The 21,404-nt window shown below is 72.9% G+C and carries 24 protein-coding genes; 13 read left to right on the forward strand and 11 right to left on the reverse strand.

Annotated features, from left to right (window positions below):
• Positions 1 to 27 precede the first annotated feature (27 nt).
• Positions 28 to 987, forward strand: a complete 960-nt coding sequence (locus ACF1AK_RS11860) for an arsenic resistance protein (RefSeq protein WP_391499047.1) — start codon at positions 28 to 30, stop codon at positions 985 to 987.
• Positions 988 to 1,162: 175 nt separating this feature from the next.
• The gene (locus tag ACF1AK_RS11865) at positions 1,163 to 1,633 is read left to right on the forward strand and encodes a hypothetical protein (RefSeq protein ID WP_391498645.1); all 471 of its coding nucleotides are present in this window, start codon (positions 1,163 to 1,165) and stop codon (positions 1,631 to 1,633) included.
• 35 nt (positions 1,634 to 1,668) lie between these two features.
• Here the strand turns inward: ACF1AK_RS11865 and ACF1AK_RS11870 are convergent, their stop codons facing one another.
• Positions 1,669 to 2,154, reverse strand: a complete 486-nt coding sequence (locus ACF1AK_RS11870; RefSeq protein ID WP_391498646.1) for a hypothetical protein — start codon at positions 2,152 to 2,154, stop codon at positions 1,669 to 1,671.
• A gap of 132 nt (positions 2,155 to 2,286) precedes the next feature.
• Positions 2,287 to 3,195, reverse strand: coding sequence for a LysR family transcriptional regulator (locus ACF1AK_RS11875; protein ID WP_391498647.1), 909 nt, complete (start codon positions 3,193 to 3,195; stop codon positions 2,287 to 2,289).
• A gap of 72 nt (positions 3,196 to 3,267) precedes the next feature.
• Between ACF1AK_RS11875 and ACF1AK_RS11880 the strand changes: the two genes are divergently transcribed.
• Entirely contained in the window at positions 3,268 to 3,666 is a 399-nt protein-coding gene (locus tag ACF1AK_RS11880; protein WP_391498648.1) for a RidA family protein, read from the forward strand.
• A gap of 32 nt (positions 3,667 to 3,698) precedes the next feature.
• Here the strand turns inward: ACF1AK_RS11880 and ACF1AK_RS11885 are convergent, their stop codons facing one another.
• Together ACF1AK_RS11885 and ACF1AK_RS11890 are read right to left on the reverse strand one after the other, a co-directional pair.
• The gene (locus ACF1AK_RS11885) at positions 3,699 to 3,887 is read right to left on the reverse strand and encodes a hypothetical protein (protein WP_391498649.1); all 189 of its coding nucleotides are present in this window, start codon (positions 3,885 to 3,887) and stop codon (positions 3,699 to 3,701) included.
• Positions 3,874 to 4,383, reverse strand: coding sequence for an ATP-binding protein (locus ACF1AK_RS11890; RefSeq protein WP_391498650.1), 510 nt, complete (start codon positions 4,381 to 4,383; stop codon positions 3,874 to 3,876). Before ACF1AK_RS11890 ends, ACF1AK_RS11885 begins: the two co-directional genes overlap by 14 nt.
• A 126-nt stretch (positions 4,384 to 4,509) precedes the next feature.
• Between ACF1AK_RS11890 and ACF1AK_RS11895 the strand changes: the two genes are divergently transcribed.
• The 5 genes from ACF1AK_RS11895 to ACF1AK_RS11915 all read left to right on the forward strand — a co-directional run bounded on the left by ACF1AK_RS11895 (position 4,510) and on the right by ACF1AK_RS11915 (position 7,539).
• Positions 4,510 to 5,397 (forward strand): Scr1 family TA system antitoxin-like transcriptional regulator, encoded by an 888-nt coding sequence (locus ACF1AK_RS11895; protein ID WP_391498651.1) that lies wholly within the window; start codon positions 4,510 to 4,512, stop codon positions 5,395 to 5,397.
• Positions 5,394 to 5,576 (forward strand): DUF397 domain-containing protein, encoded by a 183-nt coding sequence (locus tag ACF1AK_RS11900; protein WP_391498652.1) that lies wholly within the window; start codon positions 5,394 to 5,396, stop codon positions 5,574 to 5,576. Before ACF1AK_RS11895 ends, ACF1AK_RS11900 begins: the two co-directional genes overlap by 4 nt.
• Positions 5,577 to 5,719: 143 nt before the next feature.
• Entirely contained in the window at positions 5,720 to 5,956 is a 237-nt protein-coding gene (locus tag ACF1AK_RS11905; protein WP_391498653.1) for a DUF397 domain-containing protein, read from the forward strand.
• 264 nt (positions 5,957 to 6,220) lie between these two features.
• Positions 6,221 to 6,364, forward strand: a complete 144-nt coding sequence (locus ACF1AK_RS11910; RefSeq protein WP_380291361.1) for a hypothetical protein — start codon at positions 6,221 to 6,223, stop codon at positions 6,362 to 6,364.
• On the forward strand, positions 6,361 to 7,539 hold the full coding sequence (locus ACF1AK_RS11915) for a methyltransferase domain-containing protein (protein WP_391498654.1): 1,179 nt from the start codon (positions 6,361 to 6,363) through the stop codon (positions 7,537 to 7,539). Before ACF1AK_RS11910 ends, ACF1AK_RS11915 begins: the two co-directional genes overlap by 4 nt.
• Here the strand turns inward: ACF1AK_RS11915 and ACF1AK_RS11920 are convergent.
• Positions 7,475 to 8,053, reverse strand: a complete 579-nt coding sequence (locus ACF1AK_RS11920) for a hypothetical protein (protein WP_391498655.1) — start codon at positions 8,051 to 8,053, stop codon at positions 7,475 to 7,477. The two genes, ACF1AK_RS11915 and ACF1AK_RS11920, sit on opposite strands and share 65 nt — an antisense overlap.
• 280 nt (positions 8,054 to 8,333) lie before the next feature.
• Between ACF1AK_RS11920 and ACF1AK_RS11925 the strand changes: the two genes are divergently transcribed.
• On the forward strand, positions 8,334 to 10,088 hold the full coding sequence (locus tag ACF1AK_RS11925) for a beta strand repeat-containing protein (protein ID WP_391498656.1): 1,755 nt from the start codon (positions 8,334 to 8,336) through the stop codon (positions 10,086 to 10,088).
• A 118-nt stretch (positions 10,089 to 10,206) separates the two neighbouring features.
• On the opposite strand, the gene ACF1AK_RS11930 is transcribed toward ACF1AK_RS11925, so the two are convergent.
• Complete coding sequence (locus ACF1AK_RS11930) at positions 10,207 to 10,410, reverse strand: hypothetical protein (RefSeq protein WP_391498657.1); 204 nt, start codon at positions 10,408 to 10,410, stop codon at positions 10,207 to 10,209.
• Positions 10,411 to 10,970: 560 nt separating this feature from the next.
• On the opposite strand from ACF1AK_RS11930, the gene ACF1AK_RS11935 reads away from it, so the two are divergent.
• The 3 genes from ACF1AK_RS11935 (at position 10,971) to ACF1AK_RS11945 (ending at position 14,403) form a co-directional block, all read left to right on the forward strand.
• Positions 10,971 to 12,137 (forward strand): hypothetical protein, encoded by a 1,167-nt coding sequence (locus tag ACF1AK_RS11935; protein ID WP_391498658.1) that lies wholly within the window; start codon positions 10,971 to 10,973, stop codon positions 12,135 to 12,137.
• A gap of 86 nt (positions 12,138 to 12,223) precedes the next feature.
• Positions 12,224 to 13,414, forward strand: a complete 1,191-nt coding sequence (locus ACF1AK_RS11940; RefSeq protein ID WP_391498659.1) for a hypothetical protein — start codon at positions 12,224 to 12,226, stop codon at positions 13,412 to 13,414.
• A gap of 71 nt (positions 13,415 to 13,485) precedes the next feature.
• Positions 13,486 to 14,403 carry a hypothetical protein gene (locus ACF1AK_RS11945; RefSeq protein WP_391498660.1) on the forward strand — a complete coding sequence of 306 codons (918 nt, stop codon included), beginning with the start codon at positions 13,486 to 13,488 and terminating at the stop codon, positions 14,401 to 14,403.
• Positions 14,404 to 14,483: 80 nt separating this feature from the next.
• Here the strand turns inward: ACF1AK_RS11945 and ACF1AK_RS11950 are convergent, their stop codons facing one another.
• From ACF1AK_RS11950 to ACF1AK_RS11960, 3 genes are all read right to left on the reverse strand, one after another.
• Positions 14,484 to 15,527 carry an SGNH/GDSL hydrolase family protein gene (locus ACF1AK_RS11950; protein ID WP_391498661.1) on the reverse strand — a complete coding sequence of 348 codons (1,044 nt, stop codon included), beginning with the start codon at positions 15,525 to 15,527 and terminating at the stop codon, positions 14,484 to 14,486.
• A 111-nt stretch (positions 15,528 to 15,638) separates the two neighbouring features.
• Positions 15,639 to 16,187 (reverse strand): GNAT family N-acetyltransferase, encoded by a 549-nt coding sequence (locus ACF1AK_RS11955; protein ID WP_391498662.1) that lies wholly within the window; start codon positions 16,185 to 16,187, stop codon positions 15,639 to 15,641.
• Positions 16,188 to 17,054: 867 nt separating this feature from the next.
• Entirely contained in the window at positions 17,055 to 18,032 is a 978-nt protein-coding gene (locus ACF1AK_RS11960; protein ID WP_391498663.1) for a winged helix-turn-helix domain-containing protein, read from the reverse strand.
• Between the two features lie 289 nt (positions 18,033 to 18,321).
• Here ACF1AK_RS11960 and ACF1AK_RS11965 point away from each other — a divergent pair, with 289 nt between their 5' ends.
• Positions 18,322 to 19,302 carry a DUF4331 family protein gene (locus ACF1AK_RS11965; protein ID WP_391498664.1) on the forward strand — a complete coding sequence of 327 codons (981 nt, stop codon included), beginning with the start codon at positions 18,322 to 18,324 and terminating at the stop codon, positions 19,300 to 19,302.
• A gap of 324 nt (positions 19,303 to 19,626) precedes the next feature.
• Here the strand turns inward: ACF1AK_RS11965 and ACF1AK_RS11970 are convergent, their stop codons facing one another.
• Together ACF1AK_RS11970 and ACF1AK_RS11975 are read right to left on the reverse strand one after the other, a co-directional pair.
• Entirely contained in the window at positions 19,627 to 20,574 is a 948-nt protein-coding gene (locus ACF1AK_RS11970; RefSeq protein WP_391498665.1) for a metallophosphoesterase, read from the reverse strand.
• Between the two features lie 181 nt (positions 20,575 to 20,755).
• Complete coding sequence (locus ACF1AK_RS11975) at positions 20,756 to 21,400, reverse strand: hypothetical protein (protein ID WP_391498666.1); 645 nt, start codon at positions 21,398 to 21,400, stop codon at positions 20,756 to 20,758.
• Between the last annotated feature and the right edge of the window lie 4 nt (positions 21,401 to 21,404).

Below are 21,404 nucleotides of genomic sequence, written 5' to 3' on the forward strand. Positions count from 1 at the left end.
CAGGGCGGCGGCGGCCCGGTCGCGTGGATGGACGAGCACCAGGTGGCGGTCTACCTCGCCGCGATGGCGCTCGGCGGGCTGCTGGGGTGGCTGGCCCCGGGCGCGGGGCCCGGCCTGGAGCACGCCGTCAACCCCGTGCTGGGCGCCCTGCTGTTCGTCACCTTCCTCCAGGTGCCCGCCGCCGACCTGCTGCGCTCGCTGCGCGACACCCGCTTCCTGGGCGCGGCGCTGACGGTGAACTTCGCCGTCGTGCCGCTGGTGGTGGCCGCCGGGTTCGCCTTCCTGCCGGACGACCGGGCGGTGCGCATCGGGGCGCTGCTGGTGCTGCTCTGCCCCTGCGTGGACTACGTCATCGTCTTCTCCGGCCTGGCCGGCGGCTCCAGCCGCCGTCTGCTCGCCGCCACCCCGTTGCTCCTGGTGGCGCAGATGCTGCTGCTTCCGGTGTTCCTCCGCCTGTTCATGGGCGCGGAACTGGCGGACATCGTCGAGGCCGGGCCGTTCGTGCGGGCCTTCCTCACCCTGATCGTGGTCCCGCTCGCCCTCGCCTGGCTGCTCCAGGCCTGGGCCGCGCGCCGCCCCGCCGGGCAGCGGGTCGCCGACGCCGCGACCACCGCGATGGTGCCGCTGATGGCCGCGACCCTGCTGACGGTGGTCGCCTCGCAGGTCCCCGAGCTCGGCGACAGCCTGGGCGACGTCGCCGGGGTGGTCCCGTTCTACGTGCTGTTCCTGGTGGTGATGGCGTTCGCGGGCACGGCCGTCGCCCGGCTCTTCCGGCTCGGCACCGGCGCCTCCCGGGCGATCGTCTTCACCGGCGCGACCCGCAACTCCCTGGTCGTCCTGCCGCTCGCCCTCGCCCTGCCGGACGCGTTCGCCGTCGCCGCCTCCGTCGTCGTCGCCCAGACCCTGGTGGAGGTGCTCGGCATGCTCGCCTACGTCCGCCTGGTGCCCCGGCTGGTCCCCGCACGTGAGGAGACCGGCTCGCGCTAGGTCCTCTCCCTCGGATCATGGTCGCGCGGACGGGCAGTCCTCGGACGGCCGACGGGGCACGCCGGCCCGGCCGCGCGACCATGATCCACTCCCGGGGGGTGACGGGGCGTCGCGGGCCGGGTGAGGCTGTCGGTGAGGGCCTGCACCACGCCGGCCCCGTATCGGGAGGTTCGTCGTGGGGACGAAGAAGAGGTTCGGGAAGGCCGTCGCGTCGTCGGCCGTGGTCGCCGCCACGCTGGTGGGAGCCGTCGCCGGGGCGGCCGGCACGGCCCAGGCGGCTCAGGTGGACACGCTGGTGAACTACCGCTGCAACAAGCCGGCCACCACGGCCGAGCCCTGGATCGGCTGGTCCGGTGCCACGTTCCTCTGCGGCGGCGGGTACGGCTTCAACGTCCCCCTGTACAACTTCGACGACGGCACGCGCCAGTCGTTCTTCGTCGGGCCCGACCACGCGATCTGGACCACCTGGATGAGCCCGAAGAGTGGCGCCAGCCCGGTGGTCTCGCTGGGCGGCGTGGTCACCTCCGATGCCACCATCAGCGACCACAGCGGCAACTACCTGCAGCTGAAGGTCCGTGGCACCGACGGCAAGAGCTGGTACAAGGAGCGTGACACGGGCGGGAACTGGAGCAACTGGCACCGCTAGCCGCCCCGGCTCCCGCCCGGTCGTCCGGCTGCGGGTCAGCAGGTGTACCAGTCGGTCCACGTGCCGTTGCCGCCGATGGTGTTGCACCAGTAGTTGGAGTCACTGCCGTACACCTTCACCACGGGCGTGCTGAGGGTGCTGTACCAGCGCCAGACGCCGCCCCGGACGCCGCTGGCGCTGCCGAGGACGGACCAGGTGGACCAGGATCCGTTCGCGCTGAACTGGTAGGTGTGCCAGACCTGCCGGTCGCTGCCGACCATCACCCACTCGCGCCGGCCGTCCGGCCAGTCGATGTCGCGGGCCTCGGTGTCGCACAGGATGGGCGCGGCCGGGGCTCCGTCGTCGAACAGGGCCAGGCAGCCGCCGTTGGCGGTGGCGACCGTGCTGCTGGTGGCGGTCGTGGTGGCGGTCGTGGTGGCGGCGGCCCCGCTCTGGGCGGGGGTCGCCTGGGCGGTGGCGACGGGGCCCAGGGTGGCCGCGAGGGCCAGGGCCATGGTGGCGAGGATGCCGGGCTTGTTCATGTTTCCCCCCGAGGGAAGGTGTGACGGTTCCAACCGGGCTGCTGCCGCGGCCAGTTGGCAGCAACCATACTGTTCGTATGAGACCTTTATCTAGAGCGTGGACGACCGAAATCCGGTAGGGCTCGATCCCGGTCACGCGGCGCCGCCCTCGTCGAGGGCCGCCAGCAGGTTGCTCACCAGCGGGCTGCGGTCCTCCCGCCGCCAGGCGGCGGCGACCCGGGTGCGGGCGGTGCGCGGTTCGACCGGGCGGAAGGCGACCTCCCGCAGCCGCAGCCGCCGGATGCTCGCCGGGGCGAGCGACACCCCGAGCCCCGCGCCGACGAGCGCGCACACCGTCTGCCACTCCACCGCGTGCTGCGCGATCCTCGGTGCGAAGCCGGCCGCGCCGCACAGCCCGGTGATCCGGTCGTAGAGCCGGGGGCCGGCCCGGCGGGGCAGCAGGACGAACGGCGAGTCCGCCAACTGGGCCACCCCGACGGACCGTTGGGCGGCCAGCGGATGGCCCGACGGGAGCACGGCGACGAACGGCTCGGTGAGCACCGTCCGGAAGCCGAGCGGCCCCGCCCCGGTGTCCTCCGGGGGCTCGCGCAACAGCCCGACGTCGAGGGACCGCTCCTGGAGGGCGGCGAGCTGCGGAGCGGTGGTCATCTCGCGCAGGTCCAGCTCCACAGCCGGGTGGCGGGCACGGAAGGTGCCGAGCAGGGGCGGCAGGACGGTCAGCGCGAGCGAGGCCGAGAACCCGATCCGCAGCCGCCCGGCCCGGCCGCCGCCCACCGCCCGGGCGGCGGCCAGCCCGTCGGCGAGGCCGGCGAGCGCCCGCCGCGCCGCGGGCAGCAGCTCCCGCCCGGCCGGGGTGAGGGCGACCCGCCCCGGCTCGCGGACGAAGAGCGGGTGTCCGACCTTCGCCTCCAGGCGGGCGATCTGCTGGCTCAGCGGGGGCTGCGCGATGCCCAGGCGGGCGGCGGCGTGCCCGAAGTGCAGTTCATCGGCGAGCACGGTGAAAGCGTGCAACTGGGGGAGCGGGAGTTCGGGGCGGTCCATATTCCTAGGGATATCAGGCGATGGTTTTCCGGGTATTGGACGTATCGCCGCAGCTTGCCTAGCGTTCGCCGCATGACAGAGCGACGCGCCATTCTCAGTGGTTCCACCTTCGAGGAGCAGATCGGCTATGCGAGGGCGGTGGTCGTCGGCGATGCGGTGCACGTTTCCGGGACCACCGGATTCGACTACCGGACGATGACGATCGCCGACGACGTGACCGCCCAGGCCGAGCAGTGCCTGCGCAACATCGGCGAGGCCCTGGCCGAGGCCGGCTGCACCTTCGCCGACGTGGTGCGGGTGCGGTATCTCCTGCCGGAGCGCGAGGACTTCGAGCCCTGCTGGCCCGTGCTGCGCCGGGCCTTCGGGGACGTGCGGCCCGCCGCCACCATGATGGTCTGCGGCCTCGCCGATCCCCGGATGCGCATCGAGATCGAGGTCGATGCCCGGCGGCCGGCGGCGGGGGAGGAGTAGGAAGTCGGCGGGGCCGACTTCCTGTGCGGCGGTCAGGGGTCGGGGGTCGCGGTCGCCGTGGCGGCCGGGGTGACCGGGGTGGGGTGGAGGTCGTGGTGGTGCGTGAGAACGGGGTAGATCCAGGCGACCAGCGCGAGGAGCAGGGTGAGGGGGAGGGCGGTGTAGGCCGCGGCGGCGGCCGGGCTGTGCCGGGTGTGCGGGGTCGGGTCAGGCAGCGACATCGTCGGTGGGGGAGGAGTCGGGGGAGGGCTTGAACTCGGGGATGGGGAGGTCGAGTTCGGCCCAGACGGTCTTGGCGTTGGGGTCCCGGGGCAGGGTGCCCCAGCGGTCGGCGAGAGCGTCGACGAGGGTGAGCCCCCGGCCCGACTGGGAGTCCATCGGGCAGCCCGGCGACGGGAGGACGGGCCGGCGGTCGCCCCGGCAGTCCGAGACCTCGATCCGGAGCACGGTGGTGCGCGCCCGGCGCGCGGTGGTGAGTGAGAGGTGCAGCTCGAACCCGCGCCCCGGCATGCGCCCGTGGGTGGAGGCGTTGGCGGCCAGCTCGGCGACGATGATCAGCGCGTGGTGAAACGCCTCCGGCCAAAGGGAGTTGAGGGCCCAGGAGGTGAGTTGCTGGCGGGCGATCCGGCGGCCGGTCGCGGCCCCCTTGGGGGTGGCGGTGAGGAGCGCGGTGTGGGCGCGCGGCTCGGGGTCGTCGAGGGGAATTTCGGACTTCATGGGGAAAAGCCTGCCCCCCCGGGCTTAGGCTGACCGCACATCCGGTGGGCACGGTGAGTGCCTGTATGTGTGCGGAAAGTGTCGCGTGACGGCGGTCGGCCGTGACCGGGAAATGGGGAGGTCGTCATGACCGAAGTTAAGGGAACCGGTGGAGAGAGCGGCGATGTGGTGCGCCCGCAGCTCGACGAGGACCTGTCCGAGGTGTCGGACTTCCTCCGGGCGGTCGGCAAGCAGATCAAGCTGCTGCGCGAGCGGGCGGGGCTGACGCAGAAGGAGTTCGCCAAGCTGGTCGGCTACACCGAGAGCCTGATCGGCGCGGTCGAGCAGGGGAAGCGGACCCCGCAGCGGGAGCTGCTGGAGGCGGCGGAGAGGGTGTTGGACGCGGGTGGGCTGCTGCTCGTTGTCGCGGACGACATCGAGCAGGCGAAGGCGAAAGCCCGTGTGCGGCACCCGGAGTGGTTCCGGGGCTACGCGGGGCTGGAGGCGGTGTGCGAGGAGCTCAACGACTGGACCATGTACGGAATGCCGGGACTTCTGCAGACCGAGGCCCACGCCCGTGCCATCTTCGCGATGCGCCAGCCGCTTCTGTCCGACGAGGTTATCGAGACGCGGGTTGCCGCTCGCTTGGCGCGGCAGGAAGTCCTCGCGAAGTGGCCCCGCGCGATGTTCAGCTGGGTGATCGACGAGAGTGTGCTCCGTCGGCCGATGGGCGGGTGGGACGTTCATGCAGGTCAACTGCGACGTCTGATCGAGGTGGGGAGTGCGCGAGGGATGGTGGTCCAGGTCATGCCGCTGGACCGCACTGAGCACGCTGGTATGGGTGGTCCACTCACCCTGATCACTCCAAAGGGTCGTCCGCAGATGGGCTACATCGAGGTGCAGACCAGCAGTAGGCTGATCACGGATCAGAGTGAAGTCCGGATCCTGAACGCGCGCTACAGCACGCTCAGGTCGCAGGCGCACACTCCTGAGGAGTCCCTGTCGTTGATCGAGAAGATTCTGGGAGAGCGATGAGCAGCGAACTGGTGTGGTTCAAGAGTAGCTACAGCAGCAACGAGGGCGGCAACTGCGTTGAGGTCGCGGAGACGACGTCGACCGTGCTGGTCCGCGACTCCAAGGACAAGTCCGGTCCCCACCTCACCTTCTCGCCGGCGGCCTGGGAGGCCTTCGTCGAGTTCGCGCAGTCGGTCTGACGACCAGTCTCCCCGCTCGATGCTCAGCGGCCGTCCACCCACCGGTGGACGGCCGCTGTCTGTGTGGGCTCCGCTCCTCCCGTGTGGGGTGTGTGCCCCGTATCCTGAACTCGCGCTACAGCACCCTCTATTCAGGGAGAGCCATGAACAGCGATCTGGTGTGGTTCAAGAGCAGCCACAGCGGGCCGGATGGTGGGGAGTGTGTCGAGATCGCCTGGCGCAAGAGCAGCCACAGCAGTGGTGACGGCGGTGAGTGCGTCGAGGTCGCCGAGACCACGTCCGCCGTCCTCGTCCGTGACTCGAAGGACAAGTCCGGCCCCCGCCTGACCTTTTCCCCTGCGGCCTGGCAGTCCTTCCTGGCCTTCGCCCGCTCCGTCTGACCGCGAGCGACCGGCGGAGACGCACTCACGGAGGCGGGCCCCGGCGGGCCCGCCTCCACCCGGTTGGGAATGGGGCCGTGAGGTGAGCCCCTTGTCGCTGACCCCGGTTTCGGGCCGTCGATCCGACGGCCGCCCGTGGTGGGGGAGTCGCCCCTGCTTCGTGAGGGTTGCGCTGTGGAACTGATCGGTGACGCTCCGTACGCTTGGTGCATCTCGCGGGCAGGGTGATCTTCCCGCAGGCACGACGAGCACGGAGGTACCGAGATGGGCAAGCACGGAGGCGGCACCGGCCCCGGTGACGGCGGCAAGCAGCAGGACGACAGCAACAAGGGCTCCGGGCACGGCGGTGGCGGCTCGGACGAGGGCGGCAACACCTCGGACGGCCAGAACCCGGCGGGCGGCAAGTGACCAGCGGAACGCAGGAGGAGGCGGGCCCCCGCGGGCTCGCCTCCGCGCTGGTGGCCGGCGGCGCCCTGTCCCCGGACTGGCTCCCGTCCTTCGAGGCCGTGCCCCGCGAGCTGTTCGTGCCGGACCGGATCTGGCCGGGCGTCGCCGACGGCACCCGGCAGAACCCCCTGGTGGACCGCTCCCGGGACCCCGAGGGGTGGCGGAACGCGGTGTACTCCGACATCCCGCTGACCACGCAGTGGGACGACGGCCGGCACCACGGCGACGGCCTCGGCACGACCCCGACCTCCTCCAGTTCCATGCCGACCATGGTGGCGTCGATGCTCCGGGACCTGGACGTCCGGCCGGGCGCCCGGGTCCTGGAGATCGGTACGGGCACGGGGTGGAACGCCGGGCTCCTGGCCCACCGCCTGGGCGACCTCAACGTGGTGTCCGTCGAGTACGACGCGGACGTCGCGCGCGGTGCCCGGAGGAACCTGGAGCGCGCCGGACTGTCTCCCACCGTGGTCGAGGGCGACGGCCGGGAGGGCTGGGTGCGGGGCGGCCCGTACGACCGCATCATCGCCACCTGCTCCCTGCTGTCGATTCCCCCGGCGTGGCTGGAGCAGTCGGCGCCGGGCGCGGTGATCGTCGCGCCGTTCGCCACGGAGTACGGCGGCGAGCAGATCGTCCGGCTCACCGTGAGCGAGGACGGCGCCTGGGCTTCGGGTCACTTCACGGGTGGCTCCGCCTTCATGCGGCTGCGTCAACAGCGCACGCGGCGGCCCCCGTTCGCCGAGTGCCTGCGCGGGGTCCCGTGGCCGGCGGACGGGGTGCGGAGCACGACCACGCTCTCGCCCCGGGACACCGGCGAGTGGTTCCAGCAGTTCGTGATCGGCCTCGCCGTCCCCGGCGCCTTCTGGCGCGCGGAGCGCTACGACGACGACGCCTACACCCTGTGGATCCACAGCCGGGACAAACGCTCCTGGGCGTCCGCCGACTACGAGCCCGGCCGCACGGAGTACGAGGTGTACCAGTCCGGCCCCCGCCGCCTGTGGTCCCAGGTCGAGGCCGCGCACCGCTGGTGGACCGCCCGGGGCCGCCCCACCCACGAACGCTTCGGCCTCACCGTCACCCCCGAGGGCCAGACGCCCTGGCTCGACTCCCCGGACCACCCCGTCCCGCAGCACCTCTGACGGGGCCGGGCCCCGGACCGTCGGCGATCCACTCGGCGACGGCCGCGGCGACGTCGGCGGGGCTCCGGCCGGTGGTGGTGAACTGCCGGTTCACCACGCCCCGGAGCTCCCCGGCGTCCTCGATCGCTTCTTCGATCCGGTCCGGGCCCCACCCGCGCGCGGCCAGCCGGGCGCGCCGGTCCGCGTCGGCGCAGTCGAGGTGCGCCCAGGTGGTGCGCGGGGCGTCCACGGCCCCGGCCGCCGCGCTCGCCCATTCGCCCGGCGTCAAGGGGCAGAGGACCAGCACGGGCCCGCCGGCCCGGAGCATCATGCTCGCGATCTTCACCCAGAGCGTGTTGTAGGCGGGCCACACCGCGCTCGCCGAGGCGGAGGTGATGTCGACACCCAGCAGCCTGCCGTCCGGGCCCGGCAGTTCGTCGAAGTCGACGGTGCCGAACGGGTACGCCGCCACGTGCCGCAGCAGCGTGGACTTCCCGGCCCCCGGCGCGCCCGTGATGACGTGAAGGATCGTCAACTCGCCCTGCCTCTCGCCCGTGGCCACTCTTCACCCTACTCCCGCGGGTGCGCGGCGCCCGCGGTGCGGCCGGGGCGCGGCCGGGGCCGGGTGGTTCGGGTAGGGGTTCAGTGCGGGGCGGGCGTCCTTCGGCCATATGCCGTGATTCCGGGGGCACTCCCCGTAGCGGGTCGCCATGATGCCTCTGCGGTTCCGGGTGCCCCGGCGCCGCGTTCGCACGTGCCTGTCCCCACCGTCCGCACCGGCGCCCTCGGGGGCGTCGTGCGACCAGGAGGCCCACATGCACCTCGCACCCACCCGGCCTGCCGTGCCCCGGGGCCGCTTCGCCCGCCGGCGCGGCCGCCTCGCGGCCGTCGGCGTCGCGCTCGCGCTCGGCGGCGCACTGGGCGCCGCCGTGCCCGCGCACGCCGACGCCAACGCGCAGATCACCGGCCCGGCGACGCCCGTCACGGTCGGCACCCCCTACACCGTCACCGTCAACGTCCCGGCCTCCGCCGGGGACGACACCACCGACCTGACGATCGACCTCACGGGAGCGGCGGCCACCTTCACCGCCGTCACCGACAGCGTCGGCGTGGACCTGGAGTGCGTCGTCTCCTCCGGCACCCACGTCCAGTGCAACGCCCTGGTACCGGTCAGCCCCGGCTACACCGTCACCGCGACCGTGCTGCCCACCGCCACCGGCACGGTGACCGCCGGCACCCTGGTCAACTTCTTCAACATCGTGGGCACCGACTCCACGTCCACGACCATCGTCTCCGCCGGTCCCGCCGTCACCGGCCTCGCTCCCACCAGCGGGTCCACCGCCGGCGGCACGGCGGTCACCCTGACGGGCAGTGGCTTCACCGGGGCCACGGCCGTCGCCTTCGGTGCGACTGCGGCGGCTTCGTTCACGGTGAACAGCGACACGTCCATCACCGCGACCGCGCCCGCTCACGCGGCCGGGACGGTGGACGTCACCGTCACCACCCCCGGCGGCACCAGCGCCACCGGCACGGCCGACCACTACACCTACGTCGCCCCCGCCCCGACGGTGACCGGGCTCGACCCCGGCCACGGCCCGACCGCCGGCGGTACGACGGTCACCCTGACGGGCAGTGGCTTCACCGGGGCCACGGCCGTTGCTTTCGGTGCGACCGCGGCGGCTTCGTTCACGGTGAACAGCGACACGTCCATCACCGCGACCGCACCCGCTCACGCGGCCGGGACGGTGGACGTCACCGTCACCACCCCCGGCGGCACCAGCGCCACCGGCACGGCCGACCAGTACGCCTACGTCAACGTGCTGGCCCGGATCCAGGGCGCCGGCCGGATCCCGGTCGGCACCCACGCCGGCCAGTTCGGCGTGGCCGTGCAGCGCACCGCCGCCGGCGGGGCCGTCTCCGGGCACCTGGTGTTCGAGGACAACGTCAACGACGTCCACCTCGGCGGCGCCACCTTCACCGACGTCTACACCACCGCCTCCGGCACCGCCTACGCCACGGGCACCGCCACCTGCCGCATCGGCGGCGTCACCGGCTCCTGCCCGTTCACCCTGGCCGCCACCGACGGCGGCAAGGGCTCCGGGTCGTTCACCCTGACCTACAACACCACCACCGTCGGCGGCACCATCCTGGCCGGGCACGTCACGGTCTCCGCCCCCACCGGCGGATCCTCCGCGACCCCGGCCGCCGCGGCCACCACCGGCACCTTCTCCAGCACCCTGCTGGGCGTCAGCCTGACCGGCGGCCTGTGCGCCGCCGGTGCCGAGGTCACCACCGGCGGTGCCGCCACCGGCGAGGTGTCCTGCCTGCTGCTCGGCGCGGCGGGCGTCACCATCGACGTCGACCTGCCCGCGACCGCCGGCACCACCGGAACCGGCACCGCGACGCTCAGCGGCACCTCGACCGTGACCGTCGGCGGCGCTCTCCCGCTGACCCTGCCGGCCGCGGCGAACCTGGCGGCCTCGGGCGGTTCGGCCGGAATCCAGCTGACCGTCGGGGGAGTCGCCCTCCCCGTCCTGCCCCTCGGCACCGGCGCCGTCGAGATCGGCTGACCTTCCGGCCGGCCGACGGCGGTGTGACGGCTGCACAGGAAGTCGGCCGGTCCGACTTCCTGTGCAGCCCTGCCGATTCCCCGGCCGTGGGACCCGCCCCGATCCGGCCGGCTACACGTTAGTGGCCCTGGTTCTGCCGGTCCGTCGGCGGGTGGTGCACGGGAGTCGTGGTGGCCCCGCCGAGGTGGTGGATCCCGGGGGCGGCGGGCGCCGGCGCCTCCGGCGCGGACGTGTGCGACGGCGCCGCGAGGCCGAACGCGGCACCCGCCACGAAGGCACCGGTGACGGCCGTCCTGGCGAGCCCCCCACCGAAGTCGGGCATGTGATGTCTCCCCCGTTCCGTCCCGTCCCGTCCCGTTGACGGGAGGTGGGGAGACCAGCGAAGCAGCTCGGCTCCCTCGTGTCGCCCCCTCCGGACGCGAAACCGCCCCGCGGCCCCGCCGTGGCCGTCCACGCCCCGTGAACGGTCACCTTGCGTGCCGGCAACCCGCCGGGGTCACGGACCGTGGCGCCACGGCGGGCGGCCTCCGGGCCTCTCCCGCCCCGTCGGTCGGCATGCGAACGATGCTGCCGGTACCTATGGTGGGAGGGGCGGCCGCCTCGCGGTCCTCGATCGCGGCTGCCGTCCCGTGCACCGGTCGAACGGCAGCCGGCGGAACGGCGATCGCGCAGGAGTCCGGCCGCGCGCGCCACCTTGATCCGGCCCCGGGTGAACAAGCCCCCGACGGGCGTCCCGTGCGGTGGAACCGGGCCTCGGTTCCCCCGGCGCGTTCACGTGATCGTTCGGGCGACCGGGCGACCGGGCGACCAGCCGATCAGGCGATCAGGTGGCCCAGCGATCAGACGGCCCAGCGACGACGACCAAGCGACCAAGGGAGTCTCATGAAGATCCAGTACGGCCCGCCCAAGGCCCTGTTCAACAGCTCGGACGGCTACGGCACGGCGGGCGAGCCGTGGCTGCGCGGCCCCGTGTACGTCGGCGGGCTCCTCAGGTTCCCGCTGAAGGACGAAGACTTCAAGAGCGCGTACGGGAAGATCACGGACGCCGACGAGCACAAGAAGCTCGTGGCGGCGGTCACGGACGCGGGCACGTTCCTCGACGCCCACGGAGACCCCGTCACGCTGACGAAGAAGATCGCCAAGGACGCCGACTACCTCCAGAAGAAGGACCCGCCCCCCGAGTTCTACGCCCACGCGCTCTGGGCGGCCTACCGGGCGCACTCCGCCGCGAGCACCTTCGCCTCCACGGCCCGGAGCCTGCTGAGCACCCTCAAGGCCCAGCCCCAGGAGCACCAGAAGAACGCCGCGCTCGTCCGGGAGGCGTTCACGGGAGCCGACGGCCTCGCCTCGCTGGGCGCCGAGCAGAAGAAGGACTTCACCGGCCTGGCACTCAAGGCCGAGAAGGTGGTGATGGCGTTCACGGTCGTTCAGCAGCCGCTCACCGACCACCTGGGGAAGGGCTCCAAGACGTACGCGAGCGCGAAGCAGGCGCGCAAGGACGTCGAGAACCAGGCCGCCGCCTTCGACCGCGCCGCGGAGGCCGCGTGGACGGAGTGGCTGGGCTACCGCGGCGCGCAGTCCGTCCAGACCCTCGACGTGTGCGTCGTCAACTGCGGCGTTCCGGTGGGGGTCGCCAAGCTCGACGGACCGGCCCCCAAGGAGCGGGCGGTCGTGGCGCGCACGACGTACACCTCGCTGCAGGACGCCGTGAACGTGGCCGAGGACGAGGTGGGGGACAAGGCGAGCCTCGCCGCGGACCTCGGCGGCTTCGACCACCAGGCGAAGGCGCTGCCCGATGCCCTGGCCGCCCTGCGCCAGCGCTCGGCCGACATGTCCACGGCCTGGGACAAGGTGTCGGCCGCCCTCAAGAGCGCCGTCGCACTCCCCGACGACGTCCTCGGCGATCCCGCACGCCTCGACGCGGAGCTCGACCTCACCGCCGGCGCCCAGGCCTGGGACAAACTCGCGGCCGTCGCCGAGGACTTCACGCGGGACGCCCTCGTCGCCCCGGCCTTCGTGCCGTGGGGGTACCCCCTCAGCGCCAAGTGAGCCGGCCGTCCCCCTCACCGCCCAACCCTCCACGCCGCCCAACCCTCCACGCCGCCCACCCCCCACGCCCAGAACGGAGACCTCGCATGGCCACCGAGACGCTGTCACCCCCCACGGAAACCCTGCTCCTCAAGGCTGATCCCACCAAGAAGCAGGACCAGAAGCAGCCGGACTTCACCTACGCCCTGTTCGGCGAGGAGTGGCTGCACATCCAGGTGTTCGTCACCTCCATCCTGAAGATGAGGATCGCGAACACGAGCAACTACACCAGCACGTACGGCACGATCGCGAAGGAGGACGAGGACGAGATCAAGGACTTCATCGGGGCCGTGACCGAGATCCAGAAGCTGTCGAGCCGCTTCGGGGACCCGGTCGCCATCATCGACAAGATCAGCAAGGGCGGGGACTACCTCACGGGCGAAACGCCGCCGAGCGAGGTCTACGCACAGAACATCTGGCTGGCCTACCGGATCCGGAACACCGCGAAGACGTTCCACACCTTCTGCAAGGACCTCCCGTCCTCCCTCGACGACGGCCAGGGAGCGGTCAAGACGAACGCCGAGAACGTACGGGACCTCCTGGTCGGGCCGCAGAACGGCCTCAAGAACCTGATCGACAAACTGATGAGCGACCTCAAGGGCATCATCCAGAACCTCGCGACGTTCTCCGGGGACTTCCGCACCCAGAACGACAAGCTCACGCTGTACGTCGCCAAGGAGGGGAAGATCTACAAGCACGCGGTGGCCGCCCGGGACAAGTGCAAGCAGGAGGCGAAGGACTTCCAGGAGGAGGCCGACGCCACCTACAAGAGCTGGAAGAAGTACATGATCGCGGCCTGCTGCTCCACGGCGGGCGGACTCATCGGCGTGCTCACCGCGATCGGCCTGGGCATCTACGCCGCCGTCCTCAGGGCGAAGTACAACAAGCTCCTCGCGAAGGTGAAGGCGATGGAGGACGAGGAGTTCAAGAAGGTCAAGCTCCTCACCGACCTCGACGGGCTGCGCACCCAGGTGACCCCCCTGACGGGCTACACCAACAGCTTCCAGACCCACCTCGACACGATCCTCGGCAAGTGGCAGAACACCAGCAACTCGATCGCCCAGATCGCCAAACTGGACGACGAGGCCCTCGGCAACAAGAACAAGGTCGCCACCACCCTCAAGCTCAAGCAGGCGGAGGAGGAGTGGAAGAACGTGGTCGACGCCACGGACTGGTTCACCGGGAACTCGCTGGTCTCGCCCTCCCGCACGGAATTCGGCGCGGCGCTCGTGGAGTAGCGGACCCGACCCGCTCCCGTGTCCCGGCCTCCCGCCGGGACACGGCACCGCCCGTGGCCCGAGGAGACGACATGCCACCTGACACGACGTACCACTGGGACCTCGACGAGGCGAAGGCGACGGTGTCGACCGTCGACGCGTACCGGCACCTCGCCGATCTGTTGAAGAACAACCTGCTGAGGGACCTCGCCCACCCCGCGATCAAGCGCTACATCCACTGCAAGAACGAGGACGGCGAGGTCTTCGACCACAACCCGGGCTTCGACTTCCAGGCGCAGCTGTACGGCCTGAGGGATCTGGTCACCCAGGAGACGGACCTGGACACGGCAAACGCCGGTCTCACGAAAGAGGTCCTCAAGTCCGTGGCGGACGCCGTCCCGGCGATCACCGCCCAGTACGGGACCGCAGCGGACGCGCTCGCCGATGTGGTCGCCGAGGTCAAACAGGGCAAGCTCACCCAGTCGACCCGTGACCGCCTCACCGAGGCACTCCTCTCCCTCCACACCCTCCTGCAACCCCCGGAGGATTGGACCGGGGCGAGCGAGGACATGGCCGCGACCACCGCGAAGTACCGGGAGCTGGCCGAGCGCATCGCCAAGGTCCAGAAGACGTTCGAGGCGGACGCGGAACGGGAGGCGAAGGACCACGAGGACCTCGCCCGCACTCCCGAGGCCGCCTGCGGCCGGGCGGAACTGCTGAGCTACGCCGCCGAGGTCCGCAGAGAGGTCAAGCGAGTGCTCGACCAGCAGGCGCCGGCGGTCGACGAAGCCGTGCAGCACGGCAGGGACGCCGGGAACTCCCTCGCCCGGCTCATCGGTTCGCTGGGCACCTTCGCGGGCGACTACCGGACGGCCGCCGAGGAGATCGCGAAGGCGAGCGAGGCGGAGATGGGGAGCGTTCTCCAGCGGTTCGACTTCGCGGCCTCCCGCACGACCTGGGAGGAGTTCGCGGAGAAGGTCAAGGAGGTGGCCCCGCAGCCCGGGCAGTGACGGTCCGTGGATCCCGGCCCCGTACCCCGGGGCCGGGATCGGCGGACCGTCGGCCCGGCGGCCCCGGGGTGCGCTCCTGGTCAGCGTTCGAGGAGGGCGATCCGGACGGCCCGTTCGACGTGGGCGGCGGTGTTGGCGTGGCCGGCGGCGTTGGGGTGGACCAGGGTGGCGCGCCGGCCGATGGTGGTGCAGTCCAGCGGTGCGCCGGGCAGCCTGGACGGCCAGTAGTCGGCGGCCTCGCCGCAGAAGCCCTCGACCCACTTGGTGTCCGCCGGTTGGCACGCGTCGTGGCCGATGCTGGAGGCGTAGACGTCGACGAAGCGGTCGCCGAAGAACTCCGTGACCTGCTGGATCGTGGTGTTCAGCCGCCGGAGGACGTCGTCGCGGAGCCAGTCGACGTCGTCGGGGGTGATCGAACCGAGCTGGGTGGGATCGGCGCTGGCGCAGGCGCTGCCCCTCTCCGGGAGGAGGGCCGGGTAGCCGACCGTGACCACCTTGGCGTGGGGCGCCGCCTGGTGCACGTGGGCCAGCATCTCGATGTACTCGTCCTGGAGCCGGGTGAGCCGGTCCGCGACGCTCTCCGTCCCCGCCGGCGGATCGGTGAAGTGGGTCCGGCAGGACTTGCCGCTGCGGCCCAGTTCGCTGCACGTGAGGAGCAGGGCGCCGAGGCCCAGGCTCTTGCCGCCGACGCCGACCGTCACGACGTCGGTCCCGTCGCCCAGGCGGGCCCGCTGGGTCTGCGGGTCCACGGCGGACCAGCCGCCCGCGGGGGGATCGACCGGGCTGATCGGCGTCTGCCCGGCCGTGGCGATCTCGGGCACGGTGGCCGCGCCGCAACTGGCGTCGGTCAGACGGACGGGCTTGCCCGGGGGGAACTCGGCGAGCTCCCGGTCGACGAGAGCGGGGTAGGCGTCGGTGGTGCGGTCGCAGCCGTCCCGCGAGGCGTCGCCCAGCGCGGGCTGCGGCTCCCCGACGAACAGCCCGGCGGTGAACGAGTCGCCCAGCGCGGCCCACTCGTACCGGTCGGCCGCGCCGGCGGAGCCCGTGGGCAGCAGTGCGGCCGCCGTCAGCGCGAGCCCGACGGCCAGGGCGCATGCTCGCGGACGGGAGACGGGATGGCGCATGGATCCTCCGTGATCTGGGCGGAAGGGACTTCGGCCAAGATCATCCACGCCGCCGGCCCGCCCTCCCCGCAGACTCCTGCCGCCCACCCTCGGTCGGGCTAAATGGTCAGATCATTCGCGATCCGCGATTCGATTCGCTGGTGGCCGCATGCCGAGCCACTGCTCGGCGTCCCAGGCCTCGAAGCGCTCCACCTCGGTGAACCCCAGCTTCGCCGCGAGCCGCATCGAACCGGCGTTGGCGCTCTGGGTCGTGAGCACGACCGGCTCGCCGGGCAGGGCGCCGGTGAGCCAGTCGAGCGCCGCCGTGCACGCCTCGGTGGCGTAGCCGAGCCCCCAGGCCCGCGGCAGGAACAGGTAGCCGAGGTCGAGCTTCCCCGCGGCGGCCGGGCGGCGGTGGCCGGTCGCCCGCCGGAGCAGGACGTGCCCGATCATCGCGCCGTCGAGTTCGACGACGAAGCTGCCGGGCCACTGCTCGGGCACCTCGGGCAGCTCGCGCTCCAGCACCTCACGCTGCCGGGGCCCGCCGACATAGGCGTTCACCTCCGGCGAGGCGAACAACTCGACGAACGCCGCACGGTCCCGGGCCTCGGGCGCACGGAGCACCAGCCTCCCGGTCGTGACCGGCGCGGGCGGCCAGGCGATGGCTCCAAGATCATCCATGGGGCCACCCTAGCCTGACGGCCCGTCGTCGAACCCCCGCCTCCCGGGCGGACGCCCCCTGGCCCGGCAGGGCGGGGGGTGCCCCTGTGCTGGGCTGTCGTGGGTCGTGGACGGTCCCTGGCTTGGCGAGGCGGGTGGTGTTTCTGCCGCAGTGGCTCCGCCCCCAGCCTTCGGCCGGGAGGCGCCCCCCACCTCCGCCTTGCGATGCGCGCACCCAGGCGCCACCCGTCATCCGCGCCCTCCGGGCGGATGACGGGTGGCGGAAGACGGACCCTGACGGGTGCTCGAACGGTCGGCTGTAGTCCGCTGCCCGTTTGCTGGACCGGATCGGGCGGCGGCGCCCGGTGTGCCTCGCTCCAGCGGGCTTCGCCGCCGGCTTCCCTTCCGGGCCGGTGCCTGGTGCTTGGCGCGTGGGCTGGAAGGGGAAGTCGGCTCGTCCGGCTTTCGGGCCGGTGCCCGGTGCCCGGTGCCTGGTGCTTGGTGTGTGGGCCGGTGGGGGGGGGTCGGCCCGTCCGGCTTCCGGGCCGGTGCCCGGTGCTTGGCGCGTGGGCTGGAAGGGGAAGTCGGCCCGTCCGGCTTCCGGGCCGGTGCCCGGTGCCTGGTGTTTGGTGTGTGGGCCGGTGGGGGGGTCGGCCCGTCCGGCTTCCGGGCCGGTGCCCGGGCGGCGCCCGGTGCCTGATGCCTGGTGGGCTGGAGTGGGAAGTCGGCCCGTCCGACTTCCGGCGTCGGCGTTCCACGGCCCGAGCTGTCGGCGGACGGCCGTCGTGCGTCTCCGACCGCGCTCAGCCGTCTGCGCGGTGCGGCCGGTTGGTGGTGGCGGGCTGGTGGGTGAGGTGGAGGCCGGGGTGGCGTGGAGGCTGTCCGGGCTCAGTGGTCCGTGTGGTGCGGCTGGTCGGTGGTGGCGGATTGGTGGGCGAGGTCGAGGCCGAGCCGGGTGGGGTGGTGGTGGACGGTGCGGCCGTTGCGGACGGTGGCGAGGAGGCCGGCGTCGCGCAGGACGGAGGCGTGCCGTGACGCGGCGGCGGGGGAGACGCCGAGGGTGGCGGCGAGCCGGTTGGTGGTGAGGGCCGGGGTCCTGACGGCGGCGACCAGGGCCGCCGCCCTGGTCGCGCCGAGCAGGGACTCCAGGGCCCGGGGCGGCGCGTGGAGTTCGGGGTCCGGGGTGAGCGGGGCGGCGGTCGCCGGAAAGCTGATGATCACCTCGTCCTCCAGCGGGTTGAAGGAGATCCCGGTGGCGAGGGCGGAGGGCTGGAGGATCAAGGGCCGTCCTTCGAGGGAGTCCAGGGAGTCGACGCGGGTGTTCAGGCGCAGGTGGCGGCCGTCCCAGTCGACCGACGGGTGGATCGCGCGCAGCAGGCCGGGCGGGCCGCCGAGGGCGGCGTGGGTGAGCGTCCTGGCGGCCGCGGCGGAGACCCGGGAGGCGATGCGCCGGCGGTAGGGGTCGAGCGCGGTGGCCCGCAGGCCGGCGAGGATCCGGTCCAGGGCGGCGCCCGCCCGGGGGTCGCCCTCGGCGAGGCCGCGGGTGAAGGGCGTCAGCGCGCCGGAGCGGGCCAGGTCCACCAGGTGCGCCACGGCGGGCGGGGAGCCGGGGTCGACCGGGGCCGGGTCGGGCCGGGCGGCCTCGTCGAAGAAGGCCGGCAGGTAGAGGTCCGTGTAGAGGTCGAACAGCCGGTTGTGCCGCGGGTTCCAGGCGCGGGCGACGCCCAGGCGCCAGGCCGCCAGGTGCCGGGTGGCCGACCGCATGGCCAAGTGGCTCCCGCTCAGCGCGAGTTCGTAGCCGAAGTCGGGTTCGTCGGCGACCCGTGTCCGTTCGAGGTCGTCGGTCGTCAGGCGGAGCTCTATCAACGGCGCATCCCTGGGCGGGCCCTGGTGGTCCGGGCGCGGATCGTTTGCGTCCTCGTGCAAAAGCGTAGTCGCCGGGGCGCCGGGAGAGGAGGGTTGATCGCGACGGGAGCGCACGGGTTCGTGGCCGGATCGCTTCGCACTGCGCGACACGGGGCGCGGGAGCGTGTCGCGAACGGGCCGCGGCCCGTGCGGGCCCGTCGGTACGGGGCCCTCCGCCGATCGGTGGACGGGCGGCGGGTGCGCGGGTGTCCTGCCCGGGCCGCGCGGGGCGCCCTGGTAGCTCTACCCCATGTCCCATCACCTCAGCGGACCGAACCTCCGCTCACCGCGTGGCGATGCCAGGCTCGACCTCACCGACCTGTTCGCCTTCCCCGCCTCCGGCGCCCCGGGCCGCACCGTCCTCATCATGAACGTGAACCCGTACGCCCCCACCGGCGGCGCGGAGTTCCACCCGGACGCCGTCTACCGCATCAACATCGACAACAACGGCGACGACCGCGCCGACGTCGCGTACTCGTTCACCTTCTCCGTCCCGCTGGCCGGAGCCCAGAGCGTCACCGTCCGCCGCGCGACCGGCGAGGCGGCGCAGCGGCACGAGGCCGTGGGCGAGGTGGTCTTCGCCGACGTGCCGGTGGCCTTCGGCGACGCGCCGCACGTGGTCTCCTCGCCGTACGGCGGCTACCAGCTCTCGGCGGGGCTGCGCAGCGACCCCTTCTTCGCCGACCTCGAAGGGATCGTCAACGACTTCACCTGGACCGGCAAGGACGCGATGGCGCAGGCCAACGTCTTCGGCATCGCGCTCGAAGTGCCGGACGCCGACCTCGGCCCCGGGCCGGAGATCGGCGTGTGGGCGAGGGTCAGCCTGCACCAGGACGGGCAGCTGGTCTCGGTGGACCGCGGCGCCCACCCCTCCCTCACCGCGTACTTCAACGCGGAGGAGGTCAAGGACGCGTACAACACCGGGGAGCCGGCCGACGACTGGGACAAGTACCACGAGGCGTGGACGGCCGTCCTCCAGCACACCGGCGACTACACCACCGAGGCGGCCACCGAGACGCTGAAGCTCGTCCTGCCCGACATCCTCCGCTACGACCGCTCCCGGCCCGCCGGCTACCCCAACGGACGCACCCTCACGGACGACGTGACCTCGATCCGCCTCACGATGATCTCCGGCGGCAAGGTCACCAGCGACCACATCCCGCCGCACACCGATCTCCTCCCCGCCTTCCCCCACCTCGGCCACCCGCACCCGTATCCGCCGGCGGGGTAGCCGCCGCGCGGCGGCTACCCCGCCGGTGCGCGGAGTGGGAAGTCGGCGGGCCCGACGTCCCACTCCGCCCGGTGGGGCCGCTCGGGACAGCAGGCACCGGGACTGCGGGTCGTAGCAGCCGACCACGGGGAGAGGGCCGCCCTCGTCCCCGGCCAGGCCGGGCCGGCGTGCGAGGAGCGCGGCGACGTGGGCGGCGACGTGGGCGGCGATGCGTTCGGCCGGCGGGAGAGCGCTGCATCGGCACGGACGGCCCGCTCGCCCTCCCGCACGGCAAGGCCGGAACGCATGGGCGCAGGCTCCCGCCCCGCACCGACAGTCCCGGCCCTACCCCCGCGCGAGCGGGCGGCGCTCGCCGTAGCGGGCCTCGAACTCCTCGTCGCCGAGGGCGTTGAGCTCCTGGCCGGTGATCCGGCCGGTCATCATGTCGCTGAGGAAGGGCGGCAGGGCGGTGCCGCGCATGGTGTCGGTCAGGGCGCCGGGGACGGTGTGGACCTCGGTCTCGACGCGGCCGTCGGGGTGGAGCCGGTAGGTGCGGTAGCCGGGGCCCTCGAAGCGGCGGTTCGGCAGGTCGATGCTCATGAAGCTGGACGGGCAGACGTACACCGGGCGGCCCTCGAACTCGCCGGAGAGGTCGCCGTGCAGGTGGCCCCCGCCGATCGCCCGGATCTTCGGGAAGTCGCGGACCAGCTGGACGAGTTCGCGGTAGGTGTCGGTGTCCGGGGCGGTCTGCGGCAGCGGCGGCTGGTGGAGCCAGAGGAAGACGTGCTCGGCCCCGGTGGCGGACAGGACGGCGCGGGCGCGCTGCTCCTCGACCGGGGTGAGGCCGGGCTGGGCGGCCCGGTGCACCCGGTCGTCGAGGTCGCGGTAGGTGCCGTCACCGGCGTCGGTGGCCTCGCGGCCGTGGGCGTTGGTGTCCAGCAGCAGCATCAGCCAGGTGCCGACCCGGACGGCGGGCTCGACGTGCACGTTCGGGCGGGGCAGGCAGGCCTGCATCGGGTCGTGCCGGTCGTGGTTGCCGCCCAGGCAGTAGACGGGGGTGGGCAGGGCATCCAGCGCCGCGCCCAGCCGCTCGTAGGCGCCGGGCTCGCCGAGGTCGGCGAGGTCGCCGGTGGCGACCACCAGCGCGGCGTCCGCGATCGCGCCGGCGGCGTCGGCGAGCACCGCCGCGAGGCCCTCGTCGGGCTCGTGCGGGACGAACGAGCGGGCGCCGGGGCCGGCCCGGAAGTGGGTGTCGGAGATCTGGACGATGCCGATGGTGTCGTCGTGGTTCATGCGAGGCCTCACTCTGGGGGGCCCGGCCCCGGGTCCGCGGTCGGGCCCCCCTGACGTTAGGGAAGTGGCAGGGCTGCCACATGGCAGTCGTGTTAACTTCTGCCGACCACTTTCCTGCGGCTCGCCGAACCGGCCCGCCGGACCAGTACGGCGGGCCAGTACGGCGGGCCAGTACGGCGGGTCAGTCCGCGGGCTCCCAGGGCACCTCGCTGATGAAGCGCGTGCCGAGCAGCCGCACCAGGTTCCAGTGGTCGTCGTCGCCCGCCTCCAGGCCGTCGAGGAGCAGCCGGGCGGAGGGGAACGGACGGCCGGTGCGCACCCGTGACAGCTCGACCAGCCGGGCGCGGCCCTCCGCCGGGTCCACCCCGCCGTCGAAGCAGGCCAGCGCGGTGCGCAGGGCGGGCTGGAAGCCGTCCTCGTCGTCCCACACCGCCTCGATCTCCTCCAGCTCGACGGTGAGGAACGCGCCCGGCGCCTTCTCGACGGCCTGCCGCAGCAGCGCGACGTGCGCGTCGAGCGGGCCCTCGTCGGCGAAGAGCGCGTTCAGCACCGGCAGCGCGGCGTCGAGCCGGGCGAGCGCGCGGTCCTTGGCCACCAGCGGTGCGGTGGCCTCCACCTCCGGGTCCTCGTCCTCGTCCAGGTCGTCCTCGTCGACCGTGAACACGGCGGTCACCAGGTCGGCGGGGCGGAACAGTGCGAGCCAGAGCAGCGGGACGCCGGAGACGTCGTGGGCGACGACCCCGCCCTGGGCGTCGAAGCCGGCCACTTGGCTGGAGGGGTAGAGGGAGGCCACGTCCGTGGCACACAGATAGGAGGAGTTCGCCATCCTC

The organism is Kitasatospora sp. NPDC015120, assembly GCF_043080305.1.
Lineage (GTDB): Bacteria > Actinomycetota > Actinomycetes > Streptomycetales > Streptomycetaceae > Kitasatospora.

Coding starts and splice junctions, on each gene's coding strand:
- ACF1AK_RS11910 (WP_380291361.1), top strand. CDS start 6,221: ATGGGCAAGCACGGAGGCGGCACCGGCCCCGGTGACGGCGGCAAGCAG.
- ACF1AK_RS11885 (WP_391498649.1), bottom strand. CDS start 3,887: ATGTCGCTGCCTGACCCGACCCCGCACACCCGGCACAGCCCGGCCGCC.
- ACF1AK_RS11905 (WP_391498653.1), top strand. CDS start 5,720: ATGAACAGCGATCTGGTGTGGTTCAAGAGCAGCCACAGCGGGCCGGAT.
- ACF1AK_RS11940 (WP_391498659.1), top strand. CDS start 12,224: ATGGCCACCGAGACGCTGTCACCCCCCACGGAAACCCTGCTCCTCAAG.
- ACF1AK_RS11970 (WP_391498665.1), bottom strand. CDS start 20,574: ATGAACCACGACGACACCATCGGCATCGTCCAGATCTCCGACACCCAC.
- ACF1AK_RS11875 (WP_391498647.1), bottom strand. CDS start 3,195: ATGGACCGCCCCGAACTCCCGCTCCCCCAGTTGCACGCTTTCACCGTG.
- ACF1AK_RS11935 (WP_391498658.1), top strand. CDS start 10,971: ATGAAGATCCAGTACGGCCCGCCCAAGGCCCTGTTCAACAGCTCGGAC.
- ACF1AK_RS11950 (WP_391498661.1), bottom strand. CDS start 15,527: ATGCGCCATCCCGTCTCCCGTCCGCGAGCATGCGCCCTGGCCGTCGGG.
- ACF1AK_RS11890 (WP_391498650.1), bottom strand. CDS start 4,383: ATGAAGTCCGAAATTCCCCTCGACGACCCCGAGCCGCGCGCCCACACC.
- ACF1AK_RS11955 (WP_391498662.1), bottom strand. CDS start 16,187: ATGGATGATCTTGGAGCCATCGCCTGGCCGCCCGCGCCGGTCACGACC.
- ACF1AK_RS11870 (WP_391498646.1), bottom strand. CDS start 2,154: ATGAACAAGCCCGGCATCCTCGCCACCATGGCCCTGGCCCTCGCGGCC.
- ACF1AK_RS11975 (WP_391498666.1), bottom strand. CDS start 21,400: ATGGCGAACTCCTCCTATCTGTGTGCCACGGACGTGGCCTCCCTCTAC.
- ACF1AK_RS11895 (WP_391498651.1), top strand. CDS start 4,510: ATGACCGAAGTTAAGGGAACCGGTGGAGAGAGCGGCGATGTGGTGCGC.
- ACF1AK_RS11965 (WP_391498664.1), top strand. CDS start 18,322: ATGTCCCATCACCTCAGCGGACCGAACCTCCGCTCACCGCGTGGCGAT.
- ACF1AK_RS11945 (WP_391498660.1), top strand. CDS start 13,486: ATGCCACCTGACACGACGTACCACTGGGACCTCGACGAGGCGAAGGCG.
- ACF1AK_RS11860 (WP_391499047.1), top strand. CDS start 28: ATGGACGAGCACCAGGTGGCGGTCTACCTCGCCGCGATGGCGCTCGGC.
- ACF1AK_RS11900 (WP_391498652.1), top strand. CDS start 5,394: ATGAGCAGCGAACTGGTGTGGTTCAAGAGTAGCTACAGCAGCAACGAG.
- ACF1AK_RS11925 (WP_391498656.1), top strand. CDS start 8,334: ATGCACCTCGCACCCACCCGGCCTGCCGTGCCCCGGGGCCGCTTCGCC.
- ACF1AK_RS11880 (WP_391498648.1), top strand. CDS start 3,268: ATGACAGAGCGACGCGCCATTCTCAGTGGTTCCACCTTCGAGGAGCAG.
- ACF1AK_RS11930 (WP_391498657.1), bottom strand. CDS start 10,410: ATGCCCGACTTCGGTGGGGGGCTCGCCAGGACGGCCGTCACCGGTGCC.